This window comes from Ruegeria hyattellae (assembly GCF_041537925.1).
Lineage (GTDB): Bacteria > Pseudomonadota > Alphaproteobacteria > Rhodobacterales > Rhodobacteraceae > Ruegeria_C.
Map to the genome: position 1 here is coordinate 43,455 of NZ_JBGOSH010000008.1, position 22,418 is coordinate 65,872.

Below are 22,418 nucleotides of genomic sequence, written 5' to 3' on the forward strand. Positions count from 1 at the left end.
CGCAGCCTGCGCACCCTACGGAGATTTGCATGACCTGGACCACTCTTAAATCCGTCCTCGCAGATGAAGGCTATGTCGCATCAGATGATCTGGCGGTTGCCCTACAGCTGGCATTGTCGCTTGGCCGCCCGCTTTTGCTGGAAGGAGCTGCTGGTGTTGGCAAGACCGAGATCGCGCGCACGCTGGCGCAGGTTCAGGACACGCGCCTTATCCGTTTACAATGCTACGAAGGGTTGGACGCGTCACAGGCCATCTATGAATGGAACTATCAGCGCCAACTTCTGACCATCCGGGCAGCTGCGGAAGATGGAGAAACAGGCAAGGTTGTGGAAGAAAGAATATTCTCTCGCGACTTCTTACTCGAACGCCCTCTGCTTGCGGCGATCACGCAGCCAACACCGCCCGTATTGCTGATCGACGAAATCGACAGGGCAGACGAGGAGTTTGAGGCATACCTTTTGGAAATCCTGTCCGACTTTCAAATCTCGATTCCAGAACTGGGCACAATCACCGCAAAGACGCGGCCCATCGTGATCCTGACGTCAAACGGCACCCGCGATTTATCAGACGCATTGCGCCGTCGATGCCTTTACACATACGTAGAATACCCTGATCGGAAAACGGAACTCGCTATCTTAAAAGCTCGCTGCCCTGATGTTGAGGCGCGGCTGGCCGATCAGATCATCGGTTTTGTGCAAAAGCTGCGCAAAGAAGAGTTGGAGAAAACTCCCGGTATCGCCGAGATGTTGGATTTCGCTGCGGCCTTGATGGGCCTTGGCATTGCTGATCTCACCGATGACCCAGCCGTTTTGCAATCGACCTTGACGACCCTGCTGAAAACACAATGCGATCAAGCACAGATCACGCCTGAGGTGGCGGGTCGGATCGCGGGCAAAGCGGCATGAGCCGGGTTACGAAATTTGCGGCCCGTGATCCGGGCCCCGCCGCACGGATTGTCGGTTTCATTGCGCATCTGCGCGAGAACGGGCTGCGGTTGGGCGTTGCAGAAGCAGATGTTGCCATTGCGGCCTTGGCCGAGGTGGATGCAATCCAACCCGACGACAGCCGCCGCGCATTGCGGGCCGTTTGTACAGGCTGCAGGGAAGAGGCCGAACGTTTTGACGATCTATTCGACAGTTACTGGATGGATATGGGGCGGGTGAAACAAAAGATTGTTGCGAGCACGTCTTCACCGATCAACGATGATGTGCATTCCACACGTGATGCACATGGCGCAGACGTCGGAACTTCGGGCAGTGCCACGTCCCCGGATAGCGAAGGCGGCGAAGCCAGCAGCGACGGCACCGGAAAACTGATCGCGATCAAGCAGCGAAACATTGCCCGCAAAGACCTACGTGACTTAGTTCGCCCCGACGAGATTGCCGAGGCCGAAGATGTCGCGCGCCGCATTGGGGCCGCCTTGCGCGACAAGCGCTCTCGTCGGCGGATCGCGGCACGAAAAGGCGACCGGCTGCATTTTCGCAAGACGATCCGTCAAAGCCTTGCCACAGGGGGCGAGCCTCTGCGACTTTTGCGCAAGGAACGCCCCGACCGGACGCGCAAGATCGTGGCGATCTGCGATGTGTCAGGCTCGATGTCTGTCTATGCCCAAGTGTTTCTGGCCTTCCTGGCCGGGCTGATGCGCGCTGACACGACAGCAGATGCCTATCTGTTTCACACACGACTGGTGCGCATCACGGAGGCCCTGCGCGACAAAGATGCGATGCGCGCCATTGGGCGCATGTCATTGATGGCCGATGGGTTTGGCGGCGGGTCCAAGATCGGGCCATCGCTAATGCGGTTCGCCGACACCTATGCCAAGCGTTTTGTCGATGGACGCAGCGTCGTGCTGATCCTGTCAGATGGCTTTGACACCGAACCTCCTCAGATGATCGCCGAGGCCTTGCGAAAACTGAAAAAGCGCGGCTGCAAAATTGTCTGGCTAAACCCGTTGAAAGGCTGGGCAGATTACGCACCGGTGGCGGAAGGCATGGCGGCAGCGTTGCCTTATCTCGATGCGTTCAATGCCGCCAACACGCTCGCTGATCTGGCCGCATTGGAGCAGGAGCTGGCGACGCTATGACCCCTGCCGAGATCTTGTCCGACGATCTGGCCGAAGCCGCGCAGGAGTTGCGTGACAAAGACGAACCCTTCGCTTTTGCCACCATCGTGCGCACGGCTGGGTCAACTGCTGCCAAACCCGGTGCCAAGGCGCTTTTGAGTGCGGACGGGACGATCCTGCAAGGCTGGCTTGGCGGCGGATGTACGCGTAAAGCAGTGAAACGCGCAGCATTGCGGGCGTTGCAGGACGGCACGCCACAGTTGGTGTCCGTTGCACCCGAAGACTTACTGGCCGAAAGGGGTGTCAGCGCCGGGGAAGAAGTGGAAGGCACGCGTTTTGCCCGTAATGGCTGCCCGTCGCGTGGGACAGTCGACATCTTTATCGAACCATGCCTGCCGACACCGCAGTTGATCGTGATGGGGGCGTCGCCGGTGGCCAAGGTGCTTGGCGCCCTAGCTCCACAGTTTCATTGGTCGGTGGCATCCGAACTCAGCACTGAAAATCAGCATCAGCCGCGTTTTGTGGTCATAGCAACCCAAGGCCAGGGTGATCTGGACGCTTTGCAATCTGCCCTTGCGACGGAACCTGACTATGTTGCCTTTGTCGGAAGCCGCAGAAAATACGCGGTGCTTGCCGAAAAGCTGACGGGCGCAGGCCTTACACAGTCTGCTATTGATGGAGTGCAAGCCCCCGCAGGGCTTGATCTGGGGGCAGTCACTCCGGAGGAAATCGCACTTTCGATCCTGGCACAATTGGTGCAAGCGCGACGCGCTGCGGTGAAGCAGACCGATGGGTGACGTGACCGCGATCCTCCTGGCCGCGGGACTGTCCCGCCGTATGGGCGAGCGGAACAAGCTGCTTTTGCCGATCAATGGTGTGCCGATGATCCGCTACATGGTGGAGGTCTATCGGGCCGTAACACAAAGACCCATTCTGGTTGTCACCGGGCATCAGTCAGATGCCATTGAAGACAGTCTTGCTGGCTGTGATGTGCGATTGATCTTCAATTCGGATTTTGCGGATGGGCAACAAACATCTGTTGCTTGCGGTCTGCGCGTCGCAAAGGATGGGGCACAGATACTGATTGGTCTGGGGGATCAGCCGCGCCTGACTGGCGACAATCTGCGGGCGCTTCTCAAAGCGCACAAAGCCGCAGATCCTGCTCGCATCTCGATACCAAAAATTGGCGACCAAAGGGGCAACCCGATCGTGGTCCCCAGCAACCTGCGCGAACGCGTGCTTGCAGACCCAAAATCTGCCGGGTGCAAGGCATTCACACGGAAATATCCGGAGCGCGTGCAATTCCACGCTCTGTCTGCCCACGGCTTTTACACAGATGTCGACACGCCCGACGCATATGACGCCCTTGTCTCACAAAATCTGGGGGACGCGACATGAAGACCCTCAAAAGGTTTGTCAAGCGCGTCTACCGCACTTGGGCGCTGACCCCCAAACAGGCCGAAGTCTTGGCCACGATCAAATTCCCCTGTTGCTAAGAAGGACATCCCATGGAACTGGCAGACGAAATCACCCTCAAAGCTTCGAAAGAGCGTGTGTATGCGGCGCTGAACGACCCAGAGGTCTTGCAACAATGCATTCCTGGCTGCGAAGAGTTGATCAAACATTCTGATACCGAATTGGAGGCCAAGGTCGTTCTTAAAGTGGGCCCTGTAAAAGCCAAGTTTGGCGGTGAAGTTCAACTTGACACTTCGGGGGCACCGGATGCGTTTTCATTAACCGGGCAAGGCAATGGCGGTGCTGCGGGCCACGCGAAAGGAGGTGCGGATGTGACGCTTACCGCAGATGGTCCAGACACAACGATTTTGCGGTACGAGGCAAAGGCTGACATCGGCGGTAAGCTGGCCCAGCTGGGCAGCCGCCTCATTCAAAGCACTGCGAAAAAGCTGGCAGCCAAGTTTTTCAAATCCTTCGCAGATGTCGTAAATGAAGACGTTGCTGCCTAGCGATCTTACCTATGCCGAGACGGTGTTGCATGGATCAGGATTGCGACGATTATGCCCCAGACCCCATCCCTTTAGAAGACGCGTTCATACTCCGCACGACTGAGAGATGTCATGCGGTTGAGCGCTTTCGCGGCGATTTTCGCTTCTGATATTTGATTGTCGAGATCACCCGCTTGCAGGCGATCGCCGATAACCTGTTTCCACCTGACATTCTGGGCTTCAACCTGTGATCTCTAATTGTATCCCGTCTCAGCTTGCCAGTTCATTCTGCCATGTTCAGCGATGGCAGTGATGTGTCGATTGCGCTGTGCATTCTCGCCATGAACAGCGTTCTTCGGCGGAGGGATTATGATCTCTAGCCGCGACACAGTATTGATTGGTGGAGCTCAACGGCGGCAATCGGGCGCACGCGAGACTTTGCAAGGTCCGTTTTCTGTGCTTTGCCGCCGTTAGCGGCCACCAGTGTCACTGATGCAGCGAACGGCAGCTTTGTGGCCCATCTCTTATCTTACCCAACAGTTTGCTGGCACGGCTAATGTCGGCAAGGTCCCGCTTGGTGTGATTTCGTCCAACAGAGATTGAATGTCTGCAAGTGGTGGCGGAGCATATTGCACCGCCGCTTCTGTTTGTGGGCCAGCGGGATTTGGACAAGCCAAACGCCCTTGGCCGTCAAGGGGAAAGCGCTGCCTTCCCCCTTGGACAACCCTATTAGGCACCACCGTGTCCTCGGCTGAGCCTGCGGGCCGCGCCACCCCTGTCGAATAGCATTGCCTCGCCCGCTTCCGCGTTCGCCACGTGGCAGATCAGCATGAACAGGCGCCTTCGCCGTCTGATCTGCAAATCAGCCCAGATTTCCGGAAGGGAAGTCAGATCAAACGAAACAGTCTGCGGGAGTATGACAAGGGGGTGTTGGTTCAGTTTATGACGCAAAGGTCAAATTCGTCTGACGCCTTACAAAAGGTGCGGAACGTCACTGATCTTTGACTCAATCAACAACCGAAACCTCAACAAATCAGTGAATCACCGTCATTCAATTCTGACCCAAACGTCAAGCACTACTAGCCCAGCATTTAGGGTGGTCTGCATGACATCAGCACTCCGTATGAGAATTCCTGTCAATCGCTCTGCCACCGCCTGATTTCCGCAGCGATCAATGCCGAGTCCTTGCGCAACTTATGCGTATCGGCCCACTGCTTTGCTTGCGTCCATTCGGCCATGGCAAGGGTGTACTTTCCATCCAGCCTGTGACTTGTGCCCCGCCACATACCAAGCTGCGCTTGTCCGACAGAAAAGGCTTTGCTGTATTCTTCCATTTTGGACAGAGCGCTTTTTTCCAGACTGTTCCAGTCTTCATACCGATCGGAAAACCCCGTTTCGCGCCCGCGCAGAAGTACTTCAAGCACGCTAGAAATACCAACAATGACGCTGTGCGATGACGGTCGGCGCATCTTGTCCAGCAGTTTCAGGGTGGCAGCTGCGGCATCAAAGCCTTCCGATTGGTTCCCGATGCGAGTAAGCGCCAGCGCCAGGGCGCCTACGGCAGAAATCTGGGCCGCCAAATCAACAGATCCAGACATGCCGGATGTGGTTAAGCGCAGAATATCCACAGCTTCACGCGGCCTCTCGATATGCAGAAGGCAAAGGGCCTTGCACCTCAGTGCCCAAACTTCCTGCTGAATGTTGCCGGCATTCTGAGCCCTCAGTAGCAACAGATATGCGGTTTCTTCCAATGCACTCAGATTGCCTCGATAGTACTGCGACCAGAAACGAATTCCCTGTGCGTTACACCATCGCAACTGGTCCCCGGATTTCACGGCAAAAGCCTGCGCCATCTCAAGCCGTTCGTCGACTTTGTCCCATTCGCAGAATCCTAGCCGCCAAAGGGCGTCCAAGGTACAAACGTGTGCAAGCAGAGACGGATCGTCCAGCTTAATCGCTACTTGTTCCGCACGATTCATCAGCCTGGCATTCAGGGTCCGCCAACCCATCATGCCCAGACCTGCGGCGAGCTGGCAATTGGACAACACGGTTTCTACCGAAATTCCTGTATTCTCTGACCGGTTAACAGCGCCCAGAAGGTTACACATTCCCTGTACGAACCGCAGTTCGAAATAGTCTACCGTTGCGGCCTGGTTCAGACAGCGTGCTATTTCGCCATCCCAATCCGACTTTTTTGATGTTACAACGTAATTGCGGGAAAGCGGCAAGTAATGACGCGCGACTATGCGAAGACCTCGTTCGACGAGGCAAAAGATAGTCGAGATTTTGGTATTCGGTATTTTTTCCCCGGCAGCATCCAGAGCTTTCCGGATCGCTTTGCCCTGCGCCTGAATATCTCCGCGACCATAATGTGCTTCCGCAAGTTGCCGGCGCCAACGAACCGATCTCAACTGGTCATTTCGTCTCCGACCGCGTCGATGCGGTTTGTGTTCCAGACAAATTGAAATGAAGGATTCAACCTCGCGATAGGCTCCGGTACGAAGCGCATTTGTCGCGGCGATATCTGCATATTTGACCGCATGATCAGCAAGCCCGGCCGCTTCAAAATGCTGGACCAAGGCAGCAAGGTTTCGACCTTCGGCATCGGGATGTTCGGCTTCAAGCCAAAGGGCAAGGGATTTGTGCAGTTCTCGTCTTCGTTCACTTGGTATCGATTGGTAGACGACATCTCGGATTTGATCATGACGGAACTCGAACCCTCTATTCTTCCTTCGGCATATTAACTGAGCGTCCGTCAGGTCATTGATGATATCGGTTGGTTCAAATCCCATTAGAGCTTCGAGCGGCTTGATTGCGAAAGAGCGCCCAACTACTGAAGCGGCTTCCAGAGCGCTTCGCGATCCCTGATCCAATCGATCAACTCGTTCCCGAATGACCTTTTCAACTCCTTCGAAAAAGGCGAGATCGGTCAATGGTAGGGTTGATTGCCAACACCCGTCGCGAATCGAAATTAGTCCCTGATTCTTCAACGTGAGCGTGATTTCTTCCACAAAAAGCGGATTGCCACCTGCCAGCTCCGCAATTCTCTGGGCGACATCGTCATGCGGCGGGACATCATCCAAGATTCGATCCATCAGCCTTTTGACCGAGACATCGTCAAGCTCTCTGACTTGGAGCGGGCGAAAACACCAGGCAAGATCATTTTCTTCGGAACCAAGCCCTGCATCGATTCTTTCCGCACGCTTGTATAAAGAATCGAGTTGCTTCGGCATTTCGCCAACGCGGACACACAGAACAACCAAAATTGAGTCCAGAGAACCAAAAATCCACTCCAGAAGCCGCCATGAGGCGGAATCGAGCCACTGGCTGTCTTCCAGAACCAAGGTGAAGGGACGGGGAACCAAGACGTTGATGACTTCGCCAACAAGGCGCATCGCCGCGTCAACTCTGTTAGCCCCTTTCAGATGAAGCGTACTTGCGGTTTCAGGCTGTTCAGCTGCCAGGAGATCACCCAACAGAGGCAAACGGTCAGCGAGATCAGAGGCATCGGGAATTTGGTCGCGGATGGCATCGTAAACCTCAAGTCCCGAATTGTCGTCATCCATCTTCAGAACACCGGTCAACACCCTGCGCCACGCAAGCATCGATGTGCGCCGATCATCCCGTTCGGCGTGTGCAACAACGACTTCACCTGTTTCAATGCTCAAGTTGCGCGCGAATGCATTGATCAGTGTGGTTTTTCCAATGCCGGGTTCTCCAATTACTGCGACCAGTCTCTTCGCTCCGGACTTAACCTCTTCATGAGCTTTCAAAAGCCAAGTCAACTCGTCTGTTCGCCCGATCAACCCGGTTTGACTGCGAACGGCAACTTGACGCTCAACCGGGCGAAACACGGGAACAACTTGCCCTAAACCAGCAAGTTGCAGCGCTCCGCTTTCTTTGAAGTTGAATTGATCTCGCGTCACTCGGTGAGTCTGGGAATCGCAATGGACACCATCCAGCGCCTTGTTCATTAGGCGAGCCGCACGGTTAACCGGTTGGCCAAAGAGAATGGGTTCCAAATGACGGGTATTGCCAACGATCTGGTGCAGAACATCGCCTGTTGCAACGCCGATTGACGCCTTCAGCTCTAATCGATGAGCAGCATTTTCGATTGCAATTGCGAAGTCCAGCGCGCGTTGGGGATCATCGCGATGAAATGACCCGGTTTCTCCAAAAGCCGCGAGGCAGATCAGCCCATCTTTATCCATGATGAAGTCGGCCGTCGGGCCATCCCGATTATTGAGTTCGGACTGAATTTCGAGGCACAACGTCTGCAGAGTCGGAAACACATCCAAGATATCGGACGAGCGCAGATAGACGCGGATGAAGATCACGGTCATGGGCCGAATTTCGGCCAGCGCTCTGAACGCATTCAGCGCATTTTCCAGGCCTGCCGCGTTATGATGTGCATTTTCCCGGCGTAGTTCCAGCAGATGGAATATCCTTGGTGGAAGGAAACCCTTCACCCATTCTTCGGACGGATCGCTGGCTACCTCTGTCACGGTTGTTGCGGCAGCGTCTTGCACAAAGGTGTGTTTTTCCCCCAGAGCGGCGTTTGCCTCGTCAGAGAGTTGCACCTGACGCGCGCCCGCGCGCCCGAGCGCGTCCGATGCCTGCGAACAGGCATCGCCCCCTGCGAGGAGCTGCCAGTGAGGGTCACCGCTCACGGCCGCAATCCAGATATCTCCGCAACCCAGACCCGCGTGAAACTCCGGCTGAACCGAGCTGTTACCGGTGTCGGTTTCTGCCTGCAGATTGCGACAAATGACCTCGGCGCATGCGGCGGCATCACGCACCGCCTGCTGCGGATTGCCGGGCGTGTTCAGCCAAAAGGCCAAGATGGAATCGCCGGTAAAGCGATAGACATCACCGCCTCGGGACACGATCTGTTCCACGCACAAACTGTAAAGCTGATCCAGCGTTTTCGGGATTTGTTCCATACCGGACTGGCCACGATGGGACAGGCTTTCGACTAGCGCCGTGTACCGCGACACATCAATCAGTAATGCCGCACCGGATAACCTGACGAAGTTGGGTCTCGCCCCATCGGCGCCGTGAAGCTGTCGCAGAAGATGTATTGGCAGTAAACCGCCAAGTGATTGCAATGAAACGTCCAAATTCGATCCCCGCGAGGTCGAGACACTGTTCAAACACCAAACTGCCCGGACAGTGCGCAGGCGACGCGACCTCTGATCCGGCTCGTTTGGGCACTCGCCTTCTCAGGGATTGTCGCACACTTTCCTCTAAAAACGAAAAGCGCGATCTGCTGGCGGGTCTTCCTGTTTGGCCCGCCGTCCTGCCGGGCCTTGGGAAATTCACACCAAAATATGCTAGAGTGACAATATTGAAGTGCCCTGGGGGGATGGCACGCATATTTGAACGTCGTCCATCACATTCAGCCCCGGTGGTCCACCGATGGCGCGTTCCATGGCCCGGAACGCCTGTCGATTGGTTTCCCCGCATTCGGGCCGACTGGAACATTTGCCATGACTGATTTCGACAATGACTCGCGCACCGCCTGGATTTCGCAGGGATTTGAAAGGTTGGTTGATCACGTTCGCACCAATCCCACCGACGTGCATTTCGATGTGCTGATCATCGGAAGCGGCTATGGCGGTGCCATGGCGGCCGCGGTTCTGGCCGGGCGCACGGTTGGGACTGACACCGCAAGGATCGCGGTTCTGGAACGCGGGAACGAATATCTGCCCGGCGCGTTTCCGACAGGGCTGGGTGAACTGGCCAAACACGTTCGGCGTGACGGGAACCGGCAGGGGCTGTTCGACATACGGCTCGGGCCTGAGGTCAATACGGTCATCGCCAACGGCGTCGGCGGCGGGTCGCTAATCAATGCCGGCGTCATGGAGACGCCGAAGCCAGGCGTTTTCCAGAATGGCTGGCCTGTGGAAGTGTCCGACCTCGCGACGTTGAATCCTTTCTATACCAGAGCCATGAAGAAGTTGGGCGCGCATGTGGACGGAGCGCCGAACAAAATCGACAACCACCCCGACGGGGTGCCACTCAAACACCAGGCGTTGGAAGATATTGCCCCGCATGCGACGTTCAGGTCGGCGGCAATAACCGTTGCCATGAAAGACCGCGTCAATAGTGCCGGTGTCAAGCTGAAGAAATGCCTGCAATGCGGGGATTGTGCGACGGGATGCAATTTCGGAGCCAAAGAATCCCTGGATCTGAGCCTGCTGGCGAAAGCCCATCAGGCTGGCGCGAAAATATTTAGCGGCGCGACCGTGCTCTTCGTGTCGAAGGATGACACGAGTTGGGTGGTCAACACGGTTTACACCGACAAGAACCTGCGGCTCAGGGATGGTGCAGTCGTAAAGATCCGGGCCGACAAGGTCATCCTTGCGGCGGGGACGTTGGGATCGAATGAAATTCTCGAACGATCCAGCGAAGGCGGGTTGGCTGTTTCGGCCAAGAATATTGGGCAAGGATGCTCGACCAACGGCGACATGCTGGCTGTGGATTTTGCGACCGATACGGTTGTAAACAATGTGGCCGACGAGAGCGTGCGACCGTCTCAGCGCGCTATTGGTCCGACGATCACCGGCATCATTGATCTGCGCGATGACAAGGGGGTCCTGATCGAAGAAATTTCGGTCCCCGCGTCATTGCGTCTGGCGTTCAATGAGGTGTTCGGTTTTGTCAATGCACTTCAGGGGTTGCAGGACATTGACTGGTCGTCCCATTCCGATGGGTTTCCGACCGACGATGGGTACGCGGTACCGCCGCAACACATCAAGACGACCGCCGCGTTTGCCATTATGGGCGACGACGGCGCGCAGGGTTCGATTAAATTCAAGGACAATTGGAATAACACCAAGGTCGATGGCACCGCCTTTATGAGTTGGCCGACCGATCCCGAACCAGAGATTTTTGAGAAAGAGATTGCCGAGTTATCCAAATTGACTGCCGGGACGGGTGGGCGGTTGATCGCAAATCCTGCCTGGCGGCCCTTGCCCAAGGATATGGATTTTCTGGTCGGGGATCAGACTGGCCCGGTCACAACCGTGCATCCGCTAGGTGGTCTAAACATGGCGGAGAACGGGACGCATGGGGTGGTCAACCATCTTGGGCAGGTTTTCAGGTCTGAAACCTCGAACAGCGTTTACGATGATCTTGTCGTTCTGGACGGTTCGATCGTGCCCACCGCGTTGGGGACAAACCCGGCACTGACAATTGCCGCACTGGCCCTGCGCGCGGCCGAGGAACTGGCGGAGCAATGGTCGTTTGGGTCCAAGCCTGACGTCGCGGCCGATACACAGCCTTTCGAGCGTCCGGTCTTTCGCGAGACCGACAGGGCGGCTTCACCGCAGCCGACCGAGGTTGAGGTGATCGAACGTCTTTCCGGACCTGTGGAATTGGCCCCTGCCGGAGGGTCACCAGATCAGTACATTGCCGAGCTGACGCTGCGGTTTAAGCCCAAACCGGTTCAGGACTTGAATCCGGGGGCTCAGGGGGATTGCACGCTTGTTCTTTCCGAGGACGAACTGGACCCGCTGACCCGAAGCGAAATCCGGATTTTCCGGAAGGATGACTGGGAACCACTCAGCAAAACATGGAGCCCTCCTATGTGGCGCGAGCGGGAGCTTGACGCCATAGCGATCCTTCGCGCGCCACTGACCGGCTACCTCAAAGTTCTGGAGCGCGAAAGCAGCTGGCCCACGGGGCGGATCTGGAGGGCGGGCAAGGCATGGTTGCTGAACCGGGGGTTGCGGGACATCTACCAGGCGACCTTCGAAGATCATACAGGCGGGTCCGGACCAGGGCTTCTCAGCCGGATCAAATCCGGAATCGCCATCGCCAGCAAGGCCGGTGAAGTCAGAAAATTGGTTTACAGATTAAGGATTGGTCCCGCAGTTTCAGGGTCCGAAATTCAACTTGGCGGCAATCGCATTCGAGGTGTCAAGCGGTTCACATACAACCGTCGCGGCAACCCGTGGCGGCAATTGATGGACGTGACCCTGGAAGACTTCCCGGGGCTCAACAGGCGCGGACCGCGTGTCCTGAATCTGGATATGGCATATCTTGCGCGGATCGGCGTTCCGCTGTTCCGGATTACAAAGCAGTCGGATGCCATGACTGCGATTTCGGACATTACCGGATTTGTCGGCTATTTCTTACGTCTGCTGCTTGGCATTCATATCTGGAGTTTCAGGGCTCCAGATACGAATGATGACGGTAAGGTGATCAAATTCGCTCCGCCGGACAAGCTTAGGCTTTCAGATGGTACAACCGTGAACGCTGACGCGTTTTGCGACGGTGGCCAAATTGGTGCCGAAGTGCCGGATCTCGACAAGTCGCTTGGTCCAATCGAGGGGAAGGTTCGGATCACCCGCTACCCCAACCCGAATGCCACAAGGCCTCCGGTGGTCATGTTCCATGGCTACAGTGCCGGCGGAACCACATTTGCTCATCACGCGGTCAATCCGAACTTTGCCAGCCACCTGTGGGAAAGCGGACGGGAAGTTCTGATCGCCGATCTTCGCACCAGCCCGTATTTTCGCGAAACAACGGCGACCGTACCCTGGAGTTTCGACCAGATCGCCGCGAACGACGTTCATTATGTTATCAACAAGGCAATCGAGGCCACCGGGGCCCAGCAGGTCGATGTGGTCGCGCATTGCATGGGGACAGTCGTGTGCAGCATGGCGATCCTGGACTCTGCATCGAATGAACTTTTCAAAAAGATCCGGCGGGTGGCATTCACGCAGGTTGGGCCTCTTGTGGTGTTTTCCCCGGTCAATATTCTGCGCGGTTATATCATGAAGTATTTGGTCGGGTTATTGCCTGACAACTACCAGTTTCGCCCCGATACCCGGTCCCTGACGGACGACATACTGGACCGCGTGCTGGCAACGCTGCCGTATCCCGTAGATGAGTTCGATATCGAAAACCCCGTGATCCCCTGGAAACGCACGCCCTGGACCAGAACACGGCACAGGATGGACGCGCTGTACGGACGCGACTTCAACGCGGCCAGGATGGACCCCGGAGTGTTGGAGTTTATAGACGAACATTTCGGAGCACTGAGCATTCGGACTGTCAGTTCCACTCTGCACTACGCCCGAAATGACATGATGACGGACTTTCGTGGCCGGAACAAATGGGTTTCGCGGGAAAATTTCGGCACAACATGGAGTGAAATTCCAACATTTAGCCTGCATGGTGGCGAAAACGGACTGTCTGATCCCGTTACAGTCAACAGAATGGAAAAAATTCTGCATGACGCGGGGGTTCACTATCTCAAGCCAGAGATCGTTGATGAAGCAGGGCACCAAGACGCTTTGATCGGCGCGGACAGGTTGGCCACATTTGAACATATCCGCACCTTCCTGGACCTGGACCTGCCAACCCATGAGGGTGAACGCAACACTGATAAAGTGGCCCATCCACCCTGGATCGGGCCAGTCATGACTCTTGAGACTCCTGAGACCGAAACGACGCCGGGGTACTTTGCGCGGATCGGCGCGGCGCCATCGCACAGGAAACCGGAGAGCATTGTGTTGTTGCGGGTTCAAATAGCCGGTGACCGGATATTGCGACCTGACACGCAATCCGATGATTGGGCCGAAGACTATGTGCTGTTGTCGATGGTTGTGTACCCTGCGCAGGAATTCGCTTCGGACGGCTGGGCCGTTTTCGAAGTTCCCAAGCCGGAATTCATGCCAGGATTCGATTCTGAAAAACCGGGCAACGCCACATTGGTGTTGATCGTATATGACGAGGCAGATGAATTGGCGCCGGCTGCGGGCAGCCAATATTTCTTTGCACGTCGAAATAACAACGGCCAGAATGAAGTGTTTAAGTTCGGCCGTGATGGTAAGTATACCCGCGCAACACCGGAAGAATTCGATCTCGAACGGTTCGTAAACACCCGTAAGGCAGTTTCAAAGTCGTTGCTACGGGGGGCCAGTTTGACCAGACCCGCGGATGGGACCCACAGTTCGGGTATCGTGCTGCGTGGTCGACGGGATGTGAACAGGGTTGCAGTTGACCCGAGCGCGGATACCGGCATGCGGGAAGTGCCGGTATCCGAGTTGCAGTTCGCGTCCAACCAGGCAATTGGAGAGGCGGTGTTTGATCAGCTTCAGGATCAGGACGATATTCTGTTGGATGGTGTCATTCCCGATTGGGAATTGCCCGACGGGAATGAGCAAACGCGCTTTATGTTCGGGTCGTGTCAGTATCCGGCAGGATTGCTGGACAAGCCGGTGGCCTACAATTCCTACGGGACGCTGGCAGGACGGCTGACGAGCCCCGCCGCGCCGCCGCGCTTCAGTCTTCTGGTCGGAGATCAGGTTTATGTCGATGCGACCGCCGGTCTGTTTGATCCACGGGACATCAACGACCGCTATCGTTCCCCTTACGAAAACTGGTTGAGAGCCCCAGCGGTGCGCAAGGCGCTTCGGTCTGCTCCGTCATATATGCTGTTGGACGACCATGAAATCGTTGACAATTGGGAACCCAGAGCCGGAGTGAATGACAAGCAATCGGATTGGTTCAAAGAAGCAATAAGTGCTTACAGAAAATACCAACACGGATTGCATTCGAACCGTCAAGACTTCGAACACGGTAATGCGCGTTTCTTCCTGCTGAATACCCGAACCTGCAGAACGCGGCGGGCTGTGGGTGACCTTATGAACGCGGAACTTGCCCATGGGCCGGCGATGACAAAACTCAAAGATTGGATGGAACAGGGCAGCGGCGTCAAATTCGTTGTGACGCCATCGATGTTTCTCCCAAGACATCGTCGCGCTATTCAACGCGATACCCGGCTACACCCCGACAATCTCAGCGCCATTCACTCCGACGGATGGGACGGATATCTTGCGTCAATGCGAGAAATATTAGGCCATATCGCAAAAAAACAAATCAAAAACATAGTGTTTCTGTCTGGGGACGAACATCGTGCCTGCCTGGCCACTGGCGAAATCCTCAATGCACAAGATCAGCAAGTGACGCGGTTTGCATCTGTTCACACATCCGCGCTGTGGGCACCGTTTCCTTTCGCTAACTCCTTGGAGGAGGACACCGCCGATCTGGAAACGTTCACATTCGATTTAGCAGGTGGTCAGTTCTCCTGCGTTGTAAAAACTGAAAGACCAGTGGCTGGTGATGGTCCGACATTTGTCTCCGTGCGTGAGCTAGGTAATGAGTGGTTTGTCGATTGCGAATTCTCGGACGGAGAGACAAGGACAATAACCTGTTAGGCCATAAGCGGTTTCCCACCACCATGATAGTCAAGGAAGAAGGCAAGTTGATCTGGACGACGTGTTGTTACATTAACCTCCGGTCGCCAGAGAATGCTGATGCGCCACGTTTAAGGTCCTGATCTGGTGGTCGAGGCATTGGGATTGATTGGACACTCTGGCATAACCGATCTTCATGCTTGCAGGGGGCGTTGTTGCATAGATCGGCTGTGGGCCGGAGGTCCAGTCAATCTCGCAATTCTTTCTCTTTGCAAAGCGGTTGTCTTAAGCGGGTAAGGGACAAACAACTTCGATCAAAGATGGACCACTACATGAGAGTCCCTCAGACAATGCTTTTGCAAAGCCATCGATATCTTCGGCTCGCACCCCGGGAACACCATGCCCTTTCGCCAAAGAAACCCAGTCGAGCGCCGGATTCTCTACATCAAACATTGCCTGAGCGTTTCGACCAAAGCTCTCTACACCGGTATTCGCAAGCTCATCCCGAAGAATCTGATATCCGCGGTTGGCAAATACAATCACGGTTATGTCGAGGCTTTCGCGCGCCATGGTCCACAAGGACTGCAGGGTGTACATGGCAGACCCATCACCTGTCAGGGCAATAACCTTCCGATCCGGACATGCAATTGCTGCGCCGGTTGCGCAGGGCAGACACAGGCCGATTGCTCCGCCTGTTCCGGCGAGCAAATCGTGCGGTCGGGCAGTGGCGGTCGGCGGAATGACGTGGAACCCGGAAGTCACTGATTCATTGCACAAAATAGCGTTCTCGGGGATCAGAGCCGCCAGGGTCTGACCAACCTTCGCCAACGTCAGCTGTCCGTCAGGAATGGAAGGCAATTCGAGAGGAAATGTGTTCGCCGAAGTTGTGCTGGACACCCCGACGGCATCCGCCAGAGATTGAAGCGTCCAGTCGATATCATCCGTTGGGCTACAAAGATCCATAACTGGACAATCCGATGGCTCTGGGACACTTGGCTTACCCGGGTAGGCAAAAAAAGCAACGGGCCTGTCGGTGCCTAACAAGGTGATTGAGGATGTGCCATCAAGCTGAGCAATTTTGGGTGTGATCGGATAAACCAACTGATCCAATTTTGCCGCCCCAGCACCCTTTGAGATGCGGGGAATCAGCGTGTCAGCTAGCACCCGGCATCCTGTTTCCGCCGCAATTTTTCCAACCAGTTCGCGAAGCGGTCCAAAAAGAGCGGCGCCCCCAATCATAAGGGCAGCTTGTTGCGTAGTCAGGCGTGCAGCCGCAGCTTCGATATCATAGGTGGACGGGCGATGACATCGCTGGGTTGGCAAGCTTGTCGTCACCGGGCCATTGGCGGTCTCCCAGGCAGTATCGGCAGGAAGGATCAGCGTGGCAATCTGGCCATTTTGAGACCGGGCAGCCTGTATTGCTGCAGCACCGTCCACGGCAACACTCGTGGCATCCCCAGAAACCCGTGTCCAATGGCTTACGGCCTGACTGATGCCGACGATGTCGCATTTGAGCGGGCTTTCGTAGCGCAGGTGATGCGTTGCATGATCTCCGACCACATTCACAATCCCGGAACCGGATTTCCGGGAGTTATGTAGATTTGCAAATGCGTTGCCAAACCCTGGCGCAAGATGAAGCAACGTACCTGCAACGTCTCGTTTCATACGATAGTAGCCATCTGCAGCGCCCGTCGTACCACCTTCGAAAAGGCACAAAACGCAATTCATCTCGGGGTGGTCATCTAGGGCTGCGACAAAATGCATTTCAGATGTGCCAGGATTGGCAAAAACGGTATCCACGCCACAGTGCAAGAAGGTTTTGACTAACGATTCTGCGCCGTTCACTTGATCCACCGTTTGATAAGGGTTTGGCAAAGTTTAGGAGACAGATTGTCCTGATGTAAGTGAAAACGCTCGTGAACACTTGCGGGTCTTCAAACTTCAACTATTCCCAAGTTGGCGTCTTAATCTCAATATTGCTGTGCACTGCATGAATGGCGGCTTTGTGGGCTGCGACCGCAGCATCTGATACCAACGTCGAGTGACCGCTTGGGGCCGTGTTCGAGGTTCACAAGTTTGAAGGGCAGGGGCCATGCCACGCTGCATCCGATGCCGGCGGCGATCCTATAGCGGACACAATGGCAATGTGACTGCGGCATAAAGTGATTGCTAAGCGAAACTAAGTCGGTCGAAATTTCAGTCTGTTATACGCCGAACAAGGCCCGGCGGAAGCCGGCCGGGTCGCGATCGGCAAAGCCTCGTCTAATCTTTGCTATCTGGTAGGATGTCCACAGGAGGACTCGAATGCCGGAAGATCTCAAACAGTGGCTGGAGCGGCTTGAACTTGAAAAATATGCCGATTTTCTGGAGGAAAACGAGGTCGCCCTGCTGGATCTTCCCCATATCACCGAACAGGATCTGAAAGATCTAGGGCTGCCGCTTGGCCCCCGTCGTCGTTTGCTGGCGAATGCAGCCAAGTTGGCACAACAGAGCCCTGAAACGTCTGTAGATGAAAGCGGCTCCCTGGTTCCCATGTCCGATCAATCCGCAGAGCGACGTCAGCTCACTGTGATGTTCGTGGACTTGGTCGGCTCAACATCCCTTTCAGCAGGGCTCGACCCGGAGGAAATGCGGGAAGTGATCCGCGGCTTCCAGAATGCTGTTGCCGGCGAGATCACGCGCCTTGACGGCCACGTGGCCAAGTTTATGGGGGACGGTGCGCTGGCCTATTTCGGCTGGCCAAGGGCACACGAAAACGAGGCTGAGCGAGCGGTTCGTGCTGGCATGGCATTGCTCGAGGCCATTGAGCATTTAATCACGCCAGACGGAACGCCGCTGGCAGCAAGGATGGGTATCGCGACCGGCTTGGTTGTGGTTGGCGATCTTGTCGGCGAGGGGTCGGCGCGCGAAGAAGCAGTGGTGGGCGACACACCGAACCTTGCAGCGCGCCTTCAAGCGCTGGCGAGACCGGGTCAAATCGTAGTGGCCGAAACGACAAGTCGGTTGCTAGGTGGCCTGTTTGATCTCGAAAACCTGGGCCAGCACGATGTAAAGGGCCTGGCTGCCCCAATCGCCGCCTATGCCGTGGTCGGTGAGCGGACATTGGAGAGCCGATTTGCGGGGCGAGATTCGGCGAACATGTCAGAGATCGTTGGTCGGGACCAAGAACTGGCGTTACTGATGGAGCGATGGGGGCAAGCTGTAAAGAGCGAAGGCCAGATGGTCTTGCTGACGGGAGAGGCCGGGATTGGCAAGTCGCGTATTACACAAGCCATTTTCGACGAACTGCGAGACCAAGATCACACGAAAATCCGTTATCAGTGCTCGCCCTACCACACCGACAGCGCTCTCTACCCGGCGATCCAGCAGCTGCGTTTGTCTGCCGGGTTCGCCGCGCAAGACAACAACGACGCGCGACTCGACAAGCTTGAAGCATTGCTGAGGCAAGGCACGTCAAACACGGCTGCTCACGCACCGTTGATTGCACCTTTGTTGGCACTCGACGCTGAAACGCGCTACGGCGCGTCCGACCTCAGCCCGGAACAATTGCGTTCACGGCTACTCCAGGCTTTAATCGATCAACTCGTGGGCTTAGGAGAGGCACGGCCTGTTTGCTTCGTGATCGAAGATGCCCACTGGATTGATCCAACAACGCTGGAACTCGTTGAGCTGGCTTTGAATTCGGTCGCAAGTTCGCGCATCTTGGTTCTCATGACCGCTCGCCCAACATTCGAACATGGTTTTGGCGGTCATCCGGTTGTTACCCGCCTGATGCTGAATCGACTAGGCCGTTCGCAGGTTGCAAACATTGTGGCGCGTGTCGGTGGGGGCAAGCCCTTACCAGCTCCGGTCCTCGACGAAATCACGGCCAAGACCGACGGTATCCCCTTGTTCGTCGAAGAAATTGCCAAGGTGGTTCTAGAATCCGGCACCTTGCGTGAGGAGGACGGTGCTTATGTGCTAACGGGACCGCTCAGCGCACTTTCCATTCCGGCAACATTGCACGACAGTTTGATGGCGCGTCTAGATCGTTTGCATCCCGTCAAGGAGATCGCCCAAATCGCATCGGTGATTGGCAGGACCTTCGATTACCAAACGCTTGCTGCAATCACTTCCCACTCGGATGGTGATCTCGCGGCGGCGCTGGATCGCCTGGTGGAAGCGGAACTGTTGTTCCGTCGCGGTACGCCCCCTGAAGCCAACTATCTTTTCAAGCATGCGCTGGTGCGTGATGCAGCCTACGAGAGCCTTCTGAAGTCACGACGCCAAACAATTCATGCCGACCTGCTCACGACGCTTGAGGCAAAAGATGACGCACATCCAGAGATCCTCGCCTATCATGCCGAGCAGGCTGGCGAAACGGAAAAGGCGATCTGGTATTGGGCCCGGGCCGGCGACGATGCGTTTGCGCGTCCGGCCCACCGCGAAGCCGTAAACCACTACGAGAGTGCCTTGCGCCTGGTGCGCGGTGCAAAGGACGGCGAGCGCGACAGTGAACGGGAACTAGAGCTACTGCTGCGGCTCAACCATACAAACATGGCTGGGCGCGGCTATGCACATCCCGTTACGGTTGACGGTTTTGCCGAGGCGCGCCGCCTGGTCAATTCTATCGGCGAGTCACCACACCGGTTCCCGATCTACTATGGCAATTGGGTCATCTCTCATGTCAGTGGTCAACAGGCGAACGCACTCGAAATTGCCGAGGAAATCTTCGATGCCGCTTCAGGCGACCACAACCCGGATCACTCGTTCATGTCCGCCCGGTCCTTTTATCTCAGCCGAACGATGACCGGTGCCTTTGAAACGGCAGAGAGAGACTACGAACGGGTGCTTGAGCTGTACGACCCGGAACGCGAGACGGATCTCACGCGTCAGTACGGCCAGAGTCCCCATCTGGGCCTGCGATGTTACCGCGCGATTGGCCTGGCCTGTCGTGGATTTCCAAGCCGGGCATGGGACGAGATGATCGGCGTTCCGGAGCATTCCGAACAGCTGGGTCATTCAAACACCATTGGCTACGCCTATACCCACTACGGCATGCTGGCGTGGCTGCTTGGCAAGCACGAAACGGCCGAAGAATTCAGCCGTCGAGCGATCCAGGTGGCGGAAGAGCATGGGTTAGTGATGTGGAAGGGGATCGCAATGCTGGTTCTTGCGGCTGTGTTGCCGTCAAGGGGCCAACCGGAAGAAGCCGTCGATCTGATGGAGGAAGGCATGGCACGATGCGAAGAATCAAACACGCATGTTTATGTGCCTTACCTCTATTCCCATCATGTCGCCAATCTGTTGGCGGTAAACCAACATGAGCAGGCGGTAGAGGCGCGGGACAAAGTCATTACCATGATCGATCAAGGTTCCGAACGGTGGGCCAACGCCGAGATTTTTCGGATGCTCGGAGACTCTGAACGGGCCGGTCTAGGTGGAAATATCCTTGCCAGGAAGTTCTATCTCCAGGCACTCGGAATTGCCCGAAAGCAGAATGCCAAACTGTGGGAGTTGCGCACTTCGGTTGGGCTTGCACGCCTAATGCGAGACGAGGGTGAAACCAGCACCGCTCAGGAGTTGTTGGCCCCGATTTATGCCTGGTTCAGCGAGGGTCAAGACACCCCGGATCTCACCGATGCAAAAGGGCTTCTGGATGAGTTCTCCTAACTCCGTAGCAACGGCGACACAGCCATTGGCGCATCCAGCACAAATCCATTGCAGGAGCCGGAAGTATGCTCTGTGATGGCTTAACCACTATTACATTCGTCATTCCATTCTTCGTCCGCTATGCCCGCTTTTGTGAATTCATTCAGCCCCATTATTCTCACACGCGGCGAATGTCCGGAAAGCGGGCTGCAAACGCAGCATTAGACGACCCTGCTCAAGGTCGGCTCTGGGCCGTTCTGGCTTGGGTACTGTATCAGTGGACGCGAGTTGCTGCACCGCATCCGAATTCGGCTCAGCACTGGCCTGTCTTCATTGCCGCGGATTTTTGAACACCTTGGGGTCCGCTGTGAAAGCCAGCAATCGATCTACAAAAAACCTGTCTAACCGGCTGTTTCTTGGCATTTGACATCATCCTCGGTTAGTGAGTGAAACTCCGGCAATCACCAGCGCACCGCCCACCAGCATGGAAACCTCAACCGGTGCGCGCGAGATAGCAGCCCCAAGGGCTACCCCGAAAACGGCGACGAGATTGGTGAATACCGCCGCACGCTCAGGCCCAAGCGAATGTACCCCCGATAGTACCAAACAAATGGCACGCCTGTTCCACCAATGGCCAGGTGAGCGCTTTTGCTGCTACTTTCGTTTCGGCTATCTGACGGTCGAAATCACGCGCTTGCAGGCGATCGCCGAAAACCTGTTTCCATCTACCGATCTGCGCTTCAACCTGTGATCTCTGGTTGTACCCCGATTTGACTTGCCAGTTCATCCGGCCCCGCTCGGCGATGGCATCGATGTGGTGATTGCGCTGTGCATTCTTGCCTCGAACTGAGTTCTTTGGCGGAGGGACAGTGATCTCTATCCCGGCCCCGAACTTGTTCTCCAGACAGTCTACCACACCCAGGCCATCATACGCGCCATCCGCCAGAAACCGGCTCATATCTTCATCCATGTCAGTGAGCAAATCTGGCAGCGCCGTGTCATCGCCCACATGTTCCGTGGTCAGCTCCGTCGCGGTGATTTCACCCGTTTCCGGTTCGAGCCCGATTTGGAGCTTGCGCCATGTTTTGTGTGCCTTCCTGGTGCCGTGCTTTTCTCTATGCCAGCCGTTGTCGCCATGCACTTTCAGACCTGTGCTGTCCACAATGAGGGTGATTGGCTTACTTGCAACTCGCCGGTTTTGGTTGATCCTCAGCCCTTGCCGCGTCGTGACAGGGTCGAAAAATCCGGCACCGCAAGGTCAATGCCCATCAGCTTGGCAATCGACCGCACGAAGCCCTGAGTTTGCCTGAGCGGGAGTCGAAACACGGCCCGCAGAGTGAGACAGATCTCGATTGCCAGATCAGAATAACGTGCCTGACCGCCGCGTGTCTTGCGGCGTGGCGATGTCCAATTCTGCAACACATCATCGGATACCCAGATCGTCAAATCGCCCCGTTGCCGGAGACTTTCGTTGTATTCACAGCAGTTCGTGACCCGGTACTTTGCTTTGGGAAACTTGTTGCGACGAGCATCATTGAATTTGTATGGCATCCACAGCAACTCACGGGAGGG

The 22,418-nt window shown here is 56.0% G+C and carries 11 protein-coding genes; 7 read left to right on the forward strand and 4 right to left on the reverse strand.

The window, feature by feature from the left end; all coding sequences use genetic code 11:
• The first annotated feature begins 29 nt into the window (after nt 1–29).
• The 5 genes from AB1E33_RS18195 (at nt 30) to AB1E33_RS18215 (ending at nt 4,026) form a co-directional block, all read left to right on the forward strand.
• Entirely contained in the window at nt 30–905 is an 876-nt protein-coding gene (locus AB1E33_RS18195) for an AAA family ATPase (RefSeq protein ID WP_372578691.1), read from the forward strand.
• Complete coding sequence (locus tag AB1E33_RS18200; protein ID WP_372578692.1) at nt 902–2,083, forward strand: vWA domain-containing protein; 1,182 nt, start codon at nt 902–904, stop codon at nt 2,081–2,083. Before AB1E33_RS18195 ends, AB1E33_RS18200 begins: the two co-directional genes overlap by 4 nt.
• Complete coding sequence (locus AB1E33_RS18205; RefSeq protein ID WP_372578693.1) at nt 2,080–2,859, forward strand: XdhC family protein; 780 nt, start codon at nt 2,080–2,082, stop codon at nt 2,857–2,859. The genes AB1E33_RS18200 and AB1E33_RS18205 overlap by 4 nt, the downstream gene beginning before the upstream one ends.
• Nucleotides 2,852–3,460 carry a nucleotidyltransferase family protein gene (locus AB1E33_RS18210; RefSeq protein ID WP_372578694.1) on the forward strand — a complete coding sequence of 203 codons (609 nt, stop codon included), beginning with the start codon at nt 2,852–2,854 and terminating at the stop codon, nt 3,458–3,460. The genes AB1E33_RS18205 and AB1E33_RS18210 overlap by 8 nt, the downstream gene beginning before the upstream one ends.
• A 110-nt stretch (nt 3,461–3,570) precedes the next feature.
• Nucleotides 3,571–4,026: an SRPBCC family protein gene (locus tag AB1E33_RS18215; RefSeq protein ID WP_372578695.1), complete on the forward strand. Its 456-nt coding sequence runs from the start codon at nt 3,571–3,573 to the stop codon at nt 4,024–4,026.
• A 1,115-nt stretch (nt 4,027–5,141) separates the two neighbouring features.
• On the opposite strand, the gene AB1E33_RS18220 is transcribed toward AB1E33_RS18215, so the two are convergent.
• Nucleotides 5,142–9,125, reverse strand: a complete 3,984-nt coding sequence (locus AB1E33_RS18220) for an AAA family ATPase (protein WP_372578696.1) — start codon at nt 9,123–9,125, stop codon at nt 5,142–5,144.
• Nucleotides 9,126–9,494: 369 nt separating this feature from the next.
• Here AB1E33_RS18220 and AB1E33_RS18225 point away from each other — a divergent pair, with 369 nt between their 5' ends.
• Nucleotides 9,495–15,236 carry an alpha/beta fold hydrolase gene (locus AB1E33_RS18225; protein ID WP_372578697.1) on the forward strand — a complete coding sequence of 1,914 codons (5,742 nt, stop codon included), beginning with the start codon at nt 9,495–9,497 and terminating at the stop codon, nt 15,234–15,236.
• Nucleotides 15,237–15,500: 264 nt separating this feature from the next.
• On the opposite strand, the gene AB1E33_RS18230 is transcribed toward AB1E33_RS18225, so the two are convergent.
• The gene (locus tag AB1E33_RS18230; RefSeq protein ID WP_372578698.1) at nt 15,501–17,060 is read right to left on the reverse strand and encodes an acetolactate synthase large subunit; all 1,560 of its coding nucleotides are present in this window, start codon (nt 17,058–17,060) and stop codon (nt 15,501–15,503) included.
• Nucleotides 17,061–17,519: 459 nt separating this feature from the next.
• On the opposite strand from AB1E33_RS18230, the gene AB1E33_RS18235 reads away from it, so the two are divergent.
• Nucleotides 17,520–20,867, forward strand: coding sequence for an AAA family ATPase (locus tag AB1E33_RS18235; protein ID WP_372578699.1), 3,348 nt, complete (start codon nt 17,520–17,522; stop codon nt 20,865–20,867).
• A gap of 550 nt (nt 20,868–21,417) precedes the next feature.
• On the opposite strand, the gene AB1E33_RS18245 is transcribed toward AB1E33_RS18235, so the two are convergent.
• Complete coding sequence (locus tag AB1E33_RS18245) at nt 21,418–22,008, reverse strand: IS5 family transposase (protein WP_372578701.1); 591 nt, start codon at nt 22,006–22,008, stop codon at nt 21,418–21,420.
• A 47-nt stretch (nt 22,009–22,055) separates the two neighbouring features.
• Entirely contained in the window at nt 22,056–22,397 is a 342-nt protein-coding gene (locus AB1E33_RS18250) for a transposase (protein ID WP_372578702.1), read from the reverse strand.
• Nucleotides 22,398–22,418: the final 21 nt, after the last annotated feature.